Genomic DNA, 12,902 nt, shown 5'->3' with positions numbered 1-12,902 from the left:
CCGCACGTTATCCACGCGCCTGCATAAATCGCTCTCCGAACAGGATAGCAAACTGATTCATTGCTGATTTCCAGTCGAACGCGGACCGCACGGTCTTGGCCAGTACGTTGCGCAACGCCAGCCAGAGCAGCTTGATGGCCGCCTCGTCATTCGGGAAGTGACCGCGGGTCTTGATGATCTTGCGCAGCTGCATGTTCAAACTTTCTATCGCGTTCGTGGTGTACACGACCCGTCGAATCTCCGGCGGAAACACGTAGAACGGCACGACGTGCTTCCACGCGCGTTGCCACGACTGCACGATCGTCGGGTACTTCGCACCCCAAGGCCCGTCGGCGAAGTCTTGCAGCGCCTGCCGTGCCGCCTCTTCGCTGGCAGCCGCGTAGATCGGGCGCAGCGCGGCGGCGAGCACCTTACGGTCCTTGTAGCTGGCGTATTCGAGGCTGTTGCGGATCAGATGCACGATGCAGGTCTGAACGGTGGTCCGCGGATAGGCCGCGCCGATGGCTTCGGTGAGCCCCTTCAGGCCATCGACGACGGCGATCAGGATGTCCTGGCAGCCGCGCGTCTTCAGTTCGTTGAACACCTTGAGCCAGAACTTGGCACCCTTGGTCTGCTCGATCCAGAGGCCCAGCACGTCGCGCTGGCCATCGGCCTGAATGCCCAAGGCCAGATAGACGGCCTTGTTGCTGACCACGCCGTCGTCGCGGATCTTGACGCGCAGCGCATCGAAGAACACCACTGGATACATCGTTTCGAGCGGGCGGCTTTGCCAGCTCAGCGCCTCGGCCATCACCTCGTCGGTGACCGAACTGATGAAGTCGGGAGACACCTCGGTGCCGTAGCTCTCAGCCAGAAAGGCCTGAATCTCGCGCACGCTCATGCCGCGGGCGTACATCGCGATGATGCGTTCGTCGAATCCAGTGAAACGGCGTTCGTGCTTGGGAATCAGGATTGGCTCGAAGCTGCCGTCACGATCGCGGGGGACTTCGACCCGAACTGGTCCCCGATCGGTGATGACCGTCTTGCCGCTGGCGCCGTTGCGCTCGTTGGCTTGCCCGGGCGGCTTGGACTGGCCCGACGGGTAGCCCAGATGCAGATTCCTCTCGGCGCCCATTGCGCGTTCGATGACTGCTTTGTTGAACGCCAGCATCAAATCCTGGACCTCGGTCGGCGTCATCGGCCCCTTGACCAGTTGGTCCAGCAGTTCCTTGGGCAGTTCAGGCAGCGGCCCGCGGGCCGCTGCCTGACGCGCTACAGTTTGCCTTTTCTTCTTCATTGGCATATCCATGACTTTTACACCTCATGATATGCCTCGCCCACGAAATCGCGGATAGGTCCCTGCGCGGATTTCACCTCTATCGGACGACAACGTACGGAGCGACATCTTTGCGGCGCGACCGGTGACAACCATATTTCGACCGACACCAAGCCCCTTACCCCCGCCCACCCATCCCCGGATACAACCGCGCAGCCAGCACCCAGGCGATCAGCATCGCCGCGACCGCGAGGCCATGTGCCGGATTGCGCAGGCACGACGCCACCTGTTCGCTCCGGCCGACGCCGAACAGGCACCACAGGCAGAAATGCTCGCAGTTGTTCGTCAGCAGCCGGTAGCGGCATTCGCCGAGGCGCGACGCCGCGCGGCGCGCGGCCTGCATCCCGTCGTAGGGCGTATGCGCGTGGCGCACCACCGCGAGCGCGCGACCGGCCCGGAAGCCGTCGAGCGTGACCACTTCGACCGGGCCGCCGTTCGGATCGCGCGACCAACCGGCGTAGTGAATCACGTTGCCGTCGCCGATATAGATGCCGTGATGCAGATAGCCGGGTCGGCGCGTCACGAGGTGCGCACCGACGGGCGGTTCGCCATTGGAATCGGCGGCGTCGGCGTGCGCTGCGGTCGGATCGATCATCGCGAACTCCCAGTGCGGCGGCGGCGCGGACCAACCGTGCGTCAACCGCTCGATGCATGGCGTACTGCCACGTCTTCAGTATTGGCGGCGACCCCGCGCGACACAATCAGCTCGGCCTGAGCTTGCTGTCCGACGTCGGGCGGCCGTGTCGGCAATTTCCGACGGCCTGCGCAGGATCGCCTGACAGCGCGCGCCGACACCATGTCGCCCGTCCGCCATTCACCCGCGGTACGCCGCTCGGCCGCGCACCCCGACCGCCGCGACGCGATCGCAGTAACGCTTGCGCTTCGTCCGGTTTTGCGCGCCTCGACCGGAACGCCGTTGACTTGCATCAATGGGAAATCGACGTTCCGCGCGACGCTCACAGCATCGCCAAAGCGAACGCACGACGCCGTCGCACGCAGCACCGCGCCGCGATCGACGGGCGGCCGTGTAGCCACGCGTGCTCAATCAGGAGAGTGAAGATGCGGACCACCACCATCAAGATGCTGTTGGCAGCCTGCGTGCTGACGCTCGGCGCGAACGCGCTGGCCGACACCGCGAACGAGCCGATCTCGCGTAACGGCGTCGTGTACATCACCGGCGGCATCGGCAGCGACGAAGTCACCGCGTTTCGCGACGTCGCGCCGCGCTACAACCTGCGGATGACGTTCACGTCGAAGGCCGGCCACTATCTGTCCGACGTCGACGTGAAGCTGGCGTCCGGCAAGTCGGCGCTTCTCGACGTACGCACCGGCGGCCCGTTCCTGTTCGCTCGCGTGCCGCCGGGCAGGTACACGATCACCGCGCGCGACCGCGCGGTGCAGGAGGTCCGGCACGTGGTCGTGCCGGCGCGCGGCGGCGTCGAGGTCCGCTTTGCCTGGCGCGACCCCGAACGCGAAGGCGCGATGCGACTCTGCACCGGCTGCCCGGCCCCGCAGCAGCAACCGGCGCGCTAGCCGCGCGGCGGGTCGGCGCCGACCCGAAGGTAGGCGTGCAGGACTCCCGGCCTCGGCTCGGCAGCGACGCGCTCGCATGCCGGCCTCGATCCATCCGCCGCCACGAAGGAGGCGATCCAGTGGAACGCGTTCGATGGGTGCGATTGCGCCGCGCTGTCGCGCTGAGCGGCGCGTTGCTGCTCGCGTTCGGCCCATTCGGCCCGCTCGGCCCATTCCGCGCGGCCGACGCGTGGGCGCAAGCCGACGCGCCCGCTGCGTCGCGGCAGGCGGCCGCGATCGACGCGGCGATCGCCGCGGAGATCGCGGACGGGCATCTCGCGGGCGCCGTGGTCGTGACCGGCGACGCGGACGGCGCGCGCGTGCGGGTCGCCCGCGGTGCGCGCGTGACGGGCGAGCAGGCCGAGCCGATGACGGCCGACACCGTGTTCGACCTCGCGTCGCTGACCAAGCCGGTGGCGACGGCCGTCGCGATCATGCAGCTCGCGGAGCGCGGCATGCTCGGCCTCGACATGCCGGCCGCGCACTACTGGCCGGCGTTCGGCACGAACGAGAAGGTCGGCATCACGATCCGCCAGTTGCTCGCGCACGTGTCGGGGCTGCCGGCCGGCGTGTCGTCGGCCCGCGCGCTGCGCAGCCGAGCGGCCGTGCTCGCCGACATCGTCGCGATGGCGCCGGTCGCGACGCCCGGCACGCGCGTCCGTTACAGCGACGTCAATTACGTGGTGCTCGGCGAGATCGTCCGGCGCGTGTCGCACCGACCGCTCGACGCGTGGTGCGCCGAGCACGTGTTCGGGCCGCTCGGGATGACGAGCGCCACGTTCCGCCCAGCCGCCCCGCTGAGCGCGCGCGTGGCGCCCACCGTCGTACGCGACGGCCGCCTGCTGCGAGGCCGCGTGCACGATCCGGTCGCGGCGGCGCTGGGCGGCGTGGCGGGCAATGCGGGCCTGTTCGCGAGCGCGGACGATCTGGCGCGCTTCGCGCGCATGCTGCTGAACGGCGGCACGCTCGGTGCAACGCGGGTGCTGAGCGCGCGCAGCGTCGCCGAACTCGAAACACCGCTCCCGGCCGACACGCCAAGCGAGCTGCACACGCCCGGCTGGGCGGTCGGGCCGCCGCTCGTGGCGAACCGCTACCGGCTGCCGCCGGTCGGCGCGCTGCAACACCTCGGCTACACGGGCACGGCGCTATGGATCGATCCCGTGACGCGTCGCTTCGCGATCGTGCTGACGAGTCGTCTCTATCCGGACGAAACCGGCACCGCGATGCCGTTGCGCGCGCTCGTGGTCGGCATCGTATCGAGCGCGGCGGCGCCGGTGACGCCGGCGCAGATCGCCGCGCGCGTGCCGCCGATGGCGGACGCGCTCGCCGCCGCCGTCCGGCCGCCGCCATCGCGCGGGCCGGTGCTGGCCGGCATCGACGTGCTGGCCGCGAGCGGCTACGCGGCGGTGGCCGGCAAGCGCATCGCGCTCGTCACGAACCGCAGCGGCTTCGACCGGTTCGGCCGGCGCACGGCCGACCTGCTCGCGCACGCGCCGGGCGCACGGCTCGTTGCGCTGTTCGCGCCCGAGCACGGGCTCGGCACCGACGTGGACGACACGTTCGGCGACAGCGTCGATGCGGCGACCGGCGCGGTCGTTCACAGCCTGTACGGCGAGCGCCGCACGATCGCGCCCGCGCTGCTGGCCGACGTCGACGTGCTGGTCGTCGACCTGCAGGACGCGGGCGTGCGCTTCTTCACGTACCTGGCGACGCTCGGCTATGCGCTCGAAGCCGGCGCGGCCGCCCATCGTCCGGTGATCGTGCTCGACCGTCCCGACCCGCTCGGCGCCGACGCGTTCGGCGGGCCCGTCGCCGACGCGGGGCCGTCGACCTTCACGCGCTACTACGCGCTGCCGCTCGCGCCCGGCATGACGATCGGCGAACTGGCCCGGCTGTTCAACGACCGGCTGCAGATCGGCGCGACGCTCAGCGTGGTGCCGCTGGCGAACTACGCGCGCACGATGCGCTTCGACGACACGGGGCTCGGCTGGTTGCCGCCATCGCCAAACCTGCGCGATACGGCCGCGCTGTCGCTCTATCCGGAGACGGGGCTCGTGGAAGGCGCGGCGGTCAGTGTCGGGCGCGGCACCGCGACCCCGTTCAGCGTGGTCGGCGCGCCGTGGATCGACGCGCGCAGCGTCGCGGACGATTTGCGCGCGATGCGGCTCGCCGCGACGTTCTCGCCGGTGCGCTTCGTGCCGACCGAGGGCCAATATCGCGGCAGGCTCTGCGAAGGCGTGCGCATCGAACGGCTGCCGGGCGCGACGCGGCCCGGCGAGATCGGGCTGGCGCTCGCGCTGGCATTGCACCGCCGTTATCCGGCGCGGTTCCGGATCGATGCGATCCGCGCGTCGGTCGGCTCGCGCGAGGTGGCCGACATGCTGGAAGCGGGGCGCTCGCTCGACGACATCGAAGCGTTCGTCGCTGCGCAAAATGCCGCGTTCGCGCCCGAGCGGGCGGCGTTCCTGCTGTATTAAGCGCGGGTCGGCGTGCGGCGTCGGGTGTTCGGCCGGCTGCGCAACGGAACGGCGTCGCCGTGACCGCCGCGCGTCGCGGTGGCGCACCCTTGGCGCTGCCGACCCGGTCGGAAGCTCAGAACTGCTGGTCGTAGTTCAGGCGGACATGCTCGACATGCGTCGAGCCGTCTCGCGTGATCGCGAGGTCGATGTGATAGATGCCTTTCCAGCGTGCGTCGAACACGTGCCCGTACGTGACCGCATTGCCGTCCCGCGCCGGTTCGAGCTGCATCTGCTTCGGCTTCGTGTGAAACGAGCTGGCTTCGCTGCGCGGGCCCTTCACTACGGCCGTGATGTGCGCGTTTTCGATGCGCTTGCCGGTCGACCGGTCGAACAGCGCGACGGTCAGCAGATACAGGTTCACGTTCGACGACGCGTCGGCGGCGCTGCCGCCCGCTGCGGCAGTCTGATTCGCCGGCACCACGCCGAAGTTGACGGCAATGTCGCCGGACGTCACGCTGCGCGTCAGGTCGTTCGCAGCGGCAGGCGCTACCTGTCCGACCAGCAATGCCAGCCACGCAAGCAGTACAACGAAAGGTCTCGATCGCATCGAAGTCTCCTCGGGGATTGGGCTGCCGCATCGGCCGTGCACGTGCGGAGCAAACGGTAGCGTGTCCATGCTGACGCGGAACGCGCGTGCCGGCTTGATGCAGGTCAAGCGCCACCACGCCATCGGGCCGGCGCGCCGCTCGTTTCGGTGCGCGAGCGGCCGCATCGCGTCCGACGCCGGCTCCAGTTCCGGCTTCGGCAGGTGTCGCAACGTTTGACGTGCGTCAAGGCGGCACGAGTGTATGACCGTCAGCTCGCCGCCGAACGGTGACACGCCGCTTCCTTAAGAATCCGGTAAGGAACGCGCCCGAAGATGAATGCATCGCTCAGGAGGATCACGATGCGTCTATCTGACTCGGTTCGCATGCTGCGCCGGTCCTGCGCGGCGGCCGCGATATGCATGGCCGCCGGCGCCGGCGCGCATGCCGAAACACCGGCCGCGTTGCTGGCCGGCTACACGGCGCAGGCGGGCACGGCCGCGGTGCCGTTGCGCGGACAACAGTTCTTCACGTCCCGCCACGGACGCGAATGGAGTTGCGCGAGCTGTCACGGTAGCTCGCCGACCGGTGCAGGGCGGCACGTCGTGACCGGCAAGACGATCGAGCCGCTCGCGCCCGCGTTCAACCCGGCGCGGTTCTCGGACGGCGCACGCTCCGAAAAATGGTTTCGCCGAAATTGCAAGGACGTCGTCGGGCGCGAATGCTCGGCTGCCGAAAAGGCCGACATCCTCGCGTGGCTGATCACGTTGAAACCCTGAAGGGGAACGCAGATGAACCGTGTAGAACCGACGATCTCGTCGTGGCGCCCCGCGCTGCGGGCCGGCATCGCCGCGGCGCTGCTGGTTTCGCTGCTGCCGCACACCGTCCTCGCCGAAGACGAAATGCGCGGCATGGCCGTGCCGCTGCTGCCCCGCTACAAGCAGGAGTGCGCGACCTGCCACGTCGCCTATCCGCCGGGCGCGCTGCCGGCCGAGTCGTGGCGTCGCATCCTCAACGGTCTCGAGCATCACTTCGGCACCGACGCGACGCTCGATGCGGCAACCGTCGCGCAACTGCAGACCTGGCTGAGCGCGCACGCGGCGACGGGCGCTGCGGCGCGGCGGCCGCCCGACGACAGGATCACGCGCTCGTCGTGGTTCATCTCGACCCACGACGAAGTACCGGCCGCGGTGTGGAACAGCCCGGCAGTGAAGCGGCCGTCCAATTGCGCCGCATGTCATACGCAGGCAGACAAGGGAAATTTCGATGAACGATTCGTCCGCATTCCAGGCGCCCGCTGAACCGGCCACGCCGCGCGCCGAACGCGTGCTGGTGTGGGACGCGCCGGTGCGCGCGTTTCACTGGCTGATGGTGATCGCATTTGCCGGTGCGTGGCTGAGCGCCGAAAGCGAACGATGGCGGCTGATGCACGTCGCGTTCGGCTACACGATGCTGGCGCTCGTCGCGTTTCGCGTCGTCTGGGGCGTGGCCGGCACGCGCCATGCGCGCTTCTCGTCGTTCGTGCGCTCGCCGGCGGCCGTGGTCCGCTATCTGCTGAGCCTCGCGAAAGGCCGGCCCGAACATCACGTCGGCCACAACCCGGCCGGCGCGGTCGCGATCGTCGCGATGCTGGCGATGACGGCCGCGCTCGGCGCGAGCGGCTGGGCCGCGTACAACGGTAACGGCGAAGCGTTCGGCGAGCTGCATGAAGGCGTGGCGAACGCGATGCTCGTGCTCGTCGCCGTGCACGTCGGCGCGGTGTTCGTCAGCAGCATCGTGCACCGCGAGAATCTGGCCCGCGCGATGGTGACCGGTTACAAGCGCGGTGCGCCGAGCGACGGCATCCGGCGCGCGTGGTGGAGCGTCGCTGCGATCATGACGGCCGCGGCGATCGGCTGGTGGTGGACGCAATGGCACGCGGCGCCGCAACCCGCGCCGGGCGACGGCCCGGTCGCGACCGACATCGGACGCCCCGCGCACGGCGCGGACCGCGACGACGATTGACGGCCGCCGGCTGAGTGAGTGCCCGATCGTGCGCATCCTGCTCGTGGAAGACGATGTCCTGCTCGGCGACGGCATCCGCGCCGGGTTGCGCCAGCAAGGGTTCCAGGTCGACTGGGTCCGCGACGGCGACGCGGCGCAGCGCGAGCTGCGCGCGCACGTTCATGCGGCCGCGGTGCTCGACCTCGGGTTGCCGCTCGTCGACGGCATGGACGTGCTGCAACGCATTCGCCGCGACGGCATTGCGCTGCCGATCCTCGTGCTGACCGCGCGCGACGCGGTGCCCGACCGCATCCGCGCGCTCGACGCGGGCGCCGACGACTACGTGATCAAGCCCATCGACCTGTACGAGCTCGGCGCACGCCTCCGCGCGCTGGTGCGGCGCGCGCACGGCCGGCCGACCGAACGGCTGCGCGCGCACGACGTCGAGCTGGAGCCCGCGTCGCGCACCGCGCGCCGCGCGGGCGTGGCCGTTGCGCTGTCGACGCGCGAGTTCGACCTGCTGCACATCCTGATGCTCAACGCCGGGCGGGTGCTGTCGCGCGAGCAGATCGAGCAGTATCTGTACAGCTGGGGGCAGGAAGTCGAGAGCAATGCGGTGGAGGTCCACATCCATCGGCTGCGCGCGAAGCTCGGCAGCGAAGTGATCCGCACCGTGCGCGGTGTGGGCTACGTGCTGATGCGGGACGCCGCATGAAGGCGCTGCTGCCCGCGCGCTCGCTGCACGGCCGGCTGCTGACCCTGGTGCCGGCCGTGGTGCTCGGCGTCTGGCTCGCGACGCTGATGCTGACGTGGCTCGATGCGCAGCGCGAGATCGACCGGCTGCTCGACGGTCACCTCGCGCAGGCCGCCGCGCTGCTGGTCGCGCAGCAGGCGCGCGGGCCGGACGACGACGACACCGCGATCGACGCGCCGATGCTGCATCCGTACGGGCCGCGTGTGGCGTTCCAGGTATTCCACGACGGCCGGCTCGGCCTGCATTCGGAAAACGCGCCGTCGCAGCCGATGGTGGCGCCCGAGCTGACCGGGCAGGCTCGCGCGTCGGGATTCTGGACCGTCGCGATCGACGGCGATGCGTGGCGCGTCTTCGTCGTGCACGGCGTGCGCCACGACGTCCAGGTGTTCGTCGGCGAACGGATCGATTCGCGCAAGTCGATCCTCGGCGCGGTGATGCGCAGCGCGTTCTGGCCGATGGCGGCCGCGCTGCCGCTGCTGGTGCTGGCGATCGGCTGGGCCGTGCGCCGCGGCACGTCGCCGCTGCGCGATTTCGGCCGCGCACTCGCCAGGCGCAACCCGCAGGCGCTCGACACGATTCGGCTCGAGCGCACGCCGCTCGAAATGCAGCCGATGCTCGACGCGCTGAACCGCCTGTTCGAACGGATTCGTGCGGTGATGGACGCCGAGCGGCGCTTCACTGCCGATGCGGCGCACGAGTTGCGCACGCCGATCGCGGCCGTCAGCGCGCAGGCGCAGGTCGCGCTGGCCGAGCGCCACGACGCGCCGCGCCGGCATGCGCTGCGCGGCGTGCTCGAAGGCTGCGATCGGGCCGCGCGGCTCGTCGATCAGCTGTTGTTGCTGTCGCGTCTCGATGCGGGCGCGCTGGCCCAGCGCGCCTCGGTGGACCTGGCGGCGCTCGCGAAACGCGTGGTCGCGGAAGCCGCGCCACGGTCGATCGACATGCGGCAGCGGCTGGAACTCGATGCGCGAGCGCCGTGCCTCGTCGGCGGCAACGAGCCGTTGCTCGAGTCGATGGTGCGCAATCTGGTGGACAACGCGATTCGCTACAGCCCGGCCGACGCGTGCATCACCGTGTCGGTCGCGCGATGCGACGGGCGCACGACGCTGCGCGTCGAGGACAGCGGCCCGGGCATCGGCGACGACGATCTGCGCCGGCTGGGCGAGCGGTTCTTTCGGCCGGCGGGAAGCCGGCCGGGCGGCAGTGGTTTGGGCTGGTCGATCGTGCGGCGCATCGCGGCCGCGCATGAGGCGGACCTCGAGGTCGGGCGTTCGGCGGCGTTGGGCGGGTTGTGCGTCGTCGTGTCGTGGCCGGCCGCCGATGCAGCCGATGCAGCCGATGCAGCCGGCACAGCCGCGCACTAGGCAATCATGTCCGTCGCGAATCACACCGCACAGCGTCGGCGCGTGACCGAAGGTCACCGCAGCGGCCTTTCGTGGCTGGCTCGGCGCGCGTGTCAGGCTGGCCTCGGTCCTCGCCCGGCGCACCGCGCCGCGCGGTCATTGGCCGGCAGCGCCGCTGGCGGGGCCGCCGGGCTGCCCCTGCATGTAGCCGGGGGCCATGCCGGACCCCATCCCCGAACCTGGCCCCATCCCGGACCCCATTCCCATCCCTTGGCCGCGATGCATGCCGCGCATCGGCGGCGCGTCGGGGAGCGTGATGCCGCGCGCCTTCGCGCGCTTCTGCATCTGCGCGTGATGCTCGGCGCGGATCTTGTCGCGCTCGGCGTCCGATGCTGCCGCGAGCATCCGCGTCCGGTATTCGGTGCGCTCGGCCGGCGTCATCAGCTGACTGCCGTAGATCATGTGCCCCGATTCGACGCCGCCGCGTGCAGGCTGGCCCGGCTGGCTCGCCTGCGCGTGGGCCAGCCCGGCCGACATCGCGATCGCGACGCCGATCACGCAGTGTGCGGTGAAGGTATTCAAGCGAAACATGGCAGTCTCCCGACGGTTTGCATGCGTTCAACGGTACACGTGAGCGCAGCCTGTCCATTGCGGCAGATCAAGGGCCGTCCGGGAGCCGCTCATACCATCGAAACGTGTGCCGGCCGTCACGGCGATGTCGCTCCTGCGGTGCATCATCGTGCGTCGCGTGCAGCGACCGCGGCGCGACGCCGTGAGCCGGTCCGATTTCCCCAACGCGGAGGCGACCTGCCATGACCGATTCACTGAACTATCGTCAACGAACCGCCGAGATTACCGAGCAGATGCGCAAGCTGCGGCAGTCGCAGCCCGATCTGATGTCGGCGTTCGGCGCATTGGCGGCGGCCGGCACGCGCGACGGCGCGCTGACGAAGAAGACGCGCGAGCTGATCGCGCTGGGCATCGCGATATCATCGCGCTGCGACGACTGCATCGGCTTCCACGTGCAGGCGCTGATCAAGCTGAAGGCGACGCGCGAGGAAGTCGAGGAGGTGGCCGGCGTCGCCGTGTACATGGGCGGCGGCCCGTCGATGATGTACGCGGCCCATGCGCTGATCGCTTACGACCAGCTGGCCGCTTGAGCGCCGCTGTCGGGTGCTGCCAGCGACATTCGAATTTGCTAACCCTGTAACGTGAACTGAATCGTGATCCAGAACAACCCCGACGCCGTACCCGAAACTGTCGCCGAAGCGACGCCCGCCATGGCCGCCGCGGCTACCCGAAGCACCTGGGTGAGCGTCGCGGTGAACCTCACGCTGAGCATCGGCCAGGTGGTGATCGGCATCCTGTCGCGCTCGCAGGGCCTCGTCGCGGACGGCATTCATTCGCTGTCCGATCTGGTCGCGGATTTCGTCGTGCTGCTGGCCGGTCATCACAGCCGCAAGCCGGTCGACGAAAAGCATCCTTACGGCCATCAACGCTTCGAAACCGGCGCGTCGCTCGCGCTGGCCGCGATCCTGCTGGTGGTCGGCGGCGGGATGCTGTGGTCGGCGGTGCAGAAGCTCGAGCATCCGGAGGCGATCGAGCGCGTCCACGTCGCGGCGCTGTGGGTGGCGCTCGTCGCGCTGGTCGCGAAGGAGAGCCTGTTCCGCTACATGCTCGCGGTCGCGACGCGCGTGAAGTCGAGCATGCTGGTGGCCAACGCGTGGCATGCGCGGTCGGACGCCGCGTCGTCGCTGGTGGTCGGATGCGGGATCGTGGGCAACCTGCTCGGCTATCCGCTGCTCGATCCGGTCGCCGCGCTGATCGTCGGCGGGATGATCGTGAAAATGGGCGCGACGTTCGGCTGGAACGCGTTGCACGATCTGATGGACCGCGCGGCCGACGCCGAGGACGTGCAGGCGATCCGCGCGACGCTGCTCGCCACGCCCGGCGTGCTCGACCTGCACGACCTGCGCACGCGCAAGACCGGCGATCTGATCCTGGTCGACGTGCATCTCGACATCGACGCCGATCTCACCGTCGCGCAAGGGCACGACATCGCGGTGGACGCGCGCGCGCGCGTGCTGCGCCATCATCGGGTGCTGAACGTGATGACGCACGTCGATCCGCGCAAGCGCGAAACGGCGGTCGAAGCCGCAGCGCTTCACCGAAATTAAGAGGGGACGGGCGGCGTATCGGCCAACGCACGCCCGCGCCGGCCTCAATCGGAGCGGCGCACGCGCTGGCCGCGCCGGAACGTCAATCGACGTTCGTGGACGAGCGCGTGCCAGTCGAGCTTCATCAACACGACGATGCATGCGAGCAGCACGAGCTGCGTGACGATGAAGTAGCCGCCGAGATAGCTGCCGCCGAGTTCGGACTCGGCGTCGAGCTGCGTGGACGCGAAGCGGCCGACGTGCGCCCAGATCGCATAGGTCGTCACGCGGCCGATGAAGAACGCCGCGGCGATGATCCTGAGCGGCAAGCCGGACAGCCCGTATGCGATGAACAGATAGTTCGACGGCAGCGGGCTCAGCGCATAGAGGAAGAACGCCCCGGCGGTCAGCGTGCCGTGCTTGCGCAGCCAGCGCGTCGCCACGGCGATGTTCTCGCGATCGGCGTCCCGCACCCAGCGCGAGCGCACCAGCGAGCGCGCGAAGGTCGCGAGGATCACGCGGCCGATGGTGGCCGCGGCCGCCGCGACGACGGCGAACACGAACGGATTGCCGTCGGGCAGGTTGAAGCCCACCCACGACATCGCCATCCAGGTGGGCGGCGCGAATGCCGGCACGAGATTCAGCAGCAGAATCAGCAGGAACAGCACAGCCAGCGTCAGCACGATATCGGCTCCAGACCATCCGGTGTCACGTTTCGATTGTGCTGAAGAGACGG

General features: G+C 69.6%; 14 protein-coding genes. 9 read left to right on the top strand and 5 right to left on the bottom strand.

Going from position 1 to position 12,902, the window contains the following annotated elements; genetic code table 11:
* Positions 1 to 7: 7 nt before the first annotated feature.
* A complete protein-coding gene (locus MBR110_RS27200) occupies positions 8 to 1,282 on the bottom strand; it encodes an IS256-like element ISBcen18 family transposase (RefSeq protein WP_404841984.1) in 1,275 nt (424 codons plus the stop codon).
* Positions 1,283 to 1,433: 151 nt separating this feature from the next.
* On the bottom strand, positions 1,434 to 1,910 hold the full coding sequence (locus MBR110_RS27195; protein WP_014726000.1) for a lecithin retinol acyltransferase family protein: 477 nt from the start codon (positions 1,908 to 1,910) through the stop codon (positions 1,434 to 1,436).
* A gap of 464 nt (positions 1,911 to 2,374) precedes the next feature.
* Here MBR110_RS27195 and MBR110_RS27190 point away from each other — a divergent pair, with 464 nt between their 5' ends.
* Together MBR110_RS27190 and MBR110_RS27185 are read left to right on the top strand one after the other, a co-directional pair.
* A complete protein-coding gene (locus MBR110_RS27190) occupies positions 2,375 to 2,848 on the top strand; it encodes a hypothetical protein (protein WP_011880362.1) in 474 nt (157 codons plus the stop codon).
* A gap of 119 nt (positions 2,849 to 2,967) precedes the next feature.
* The gene (locus MBR110_RS27185) at positions 2,968 to 5,364 is read left to right on the top strand and encodes a serine hydrolase (RefSeq protein ID WP_181709793.1); all 2,397 of its coding nucleotides are present in this window, start codon (positions 2,968 to 2,970) and stop codon (positions 5,362 to 5,364) included.
* 115 nt (positions 5,365 to 5,479) lie between these two features.
* On the opposite strand, the gene MBR110_RS27180 is transcribed toward MBR110_RS27185, so the two are convergent.
* Positions 5,480 to 5,953 (bottom strand): hypothetical protein, encoded by a 474-nt coding sequence (locus tag MBR110_RS27180; RefSeq protein ID WP_011880360.1) that lies wholly within the window; start codon positions 5,951 to 5,953, stop codon positions 5,480 to 5,482.
* A 339-nt stretch (positions 5,954 to 6,292) separates the two neighbouring features.
* Here MBR110_RS27180 and MBR110_RS27175 point away from each other — a divergent pair, with 339 nt between their 5' ends.
* Genes MBR110_RS27175 through MBR110_RS27155 form a run of 5 tightly spaced genes read left to right on the top strand, consistent with a single transcriptional unit; the run spans position 6,293 to position 10,031 of the window.
* Entirely contained in the window at positions 6,293 to 6,709 is a 417-nt protein-coding gene (locus MBR110_RS27175) for a DUF1924 domain-containing protein (protein ID WP_011880359.1), read from the top strand.
* Between the two features lie 12 nt (positions 6,710 to 6,721).
* The gene (locus tag MBR110_RS27170; RefSeq protein ID WP_011880358.1) at positions 6,722 to 7,231 is read left to right on the top strand and encodes a diheme cytochrome c; all 510 of its coding nucleotides are present in this window, start codon (positions 6,722 to 6,724) and stop codon (positions 7,229 to 7,231) included.
* Entirely contained in the window at positions 7,197 to 7,934 is a 738-nt protein-coding gene (locus MBR110_RS27165; protein ID WP_181709792.1) for a cytochrome b/b6 domain-containing protein, read from the top strand. The genes MBR110_RS27170 and MBR110_RS27165 overlap by 35 nt, the downstream gene beginning before the upstream one ends.
* 28 nt (positions 7,935 to 7,962) lie before the next feature.
* On the top strand, positions 7,963 to 8,628 hold the full coding sequence (locus MBR110_RS27160) for a response regulator (protein ID WP_034193925.1): 666 nt from the start codon (positions 7,963 to 7,965) through the stop codon (positions 8,626 to 8,628).
* The gene (locus MBR110_RS27155) at positions 8,625 to 10,031 is read left to right on the top strand and encodes an ATP-binding protein (protein WP_059562260.1); all 1,407 of its coding nucleotides are present in this window, start codon (positions 8,625 to 8,627) and stop codon (positions 10,029 to 10,031) included. Before MBR110_RS27160 ends, MBR110_RS27155 begins: the two co-directional genes overlap by 4 nt.
* Positions 10,032 to 10,166: 135 nt before the next feature.
* Here the strand turns inward: MBR110_RS27155 and MBR110_RS27150 are convergent, their stop codons facing one another.
* Complete coding sequence (locus MBR110_RS27150) at positions 10,167 to 10,601, bottom strand: hypothetical protein (protein ID WP_059621583.1); 435 nt, start codon at positions 10,599 to 10,601, stop codon at positions 10,167 to 10,169.
* Positions 10,602 to 10,822: 221 nt separating this feature from the next.
* On the opposite strand from MBR110_RS27150, the gene MBR110_RS27145 reads away from it, so the two are divergent.
* Together MBR110_RS27145 and MBR110_RS27140 are read left to right on the top strand one after the other, a co-directional pair.
* Entirely contained in the window at positions 10,823 to 11,170 is a 348-nt protein-coding gene (locus MBR110_RS27145) for a carboxymuconolactone decarboxylase family protein (protein WP_011880354.1), read from the top strand.
* Positions 11,171 to 11,290: 120 nt separating this feature from the next.
* Positions 11,291 to 12,187 carry a cation diffusion facilitator family transporter gene (locus MBR110_RS27140; RefSeq protein ID WP_072465504.1) on the top strand — a complete coding sequence of 299 codons (897 nt, stop codon included), beginning with the start codon at positions 11,291 to 11,293 and terminating at the stop codon, positions 12,185 to 12,187.
* A 44-nt stretch (positions 12,188 to 12,231) separates the two neighbouring features.
* On the opposite strand, the gene MBR110_RS27135 is transcribed toward MBR110_RS27140, so the two are convergent.
* On the bottom strand, positions 12,232 to 12,849 hold the full coding sequence (locus MBR110_RS27135) for a VTT domain-containing protein (protein ID WP_014725991.1): 618 nt from the start codon (positions 12,847 to 12,849) through the stop codon (positions 12,232 to 12,234).
* Between the last annotated feature and the right edge of the window lie 53 nt (positions 12,850 to 12,902).

Origin of the sequence: Burkholderia sp. MBR-1 (assembly GCF_013822785.1) — a bacterium.
GTDB lineage: Bacteria > Pseudomonadota > Gammaproteobacteria > Burkholderiales > Burkholderiaceae > Burkholderia > Burkholderia vietnamiensis.
This window is presented reverse-complemented; position numbering and strand designations above follow the sequence as displayed.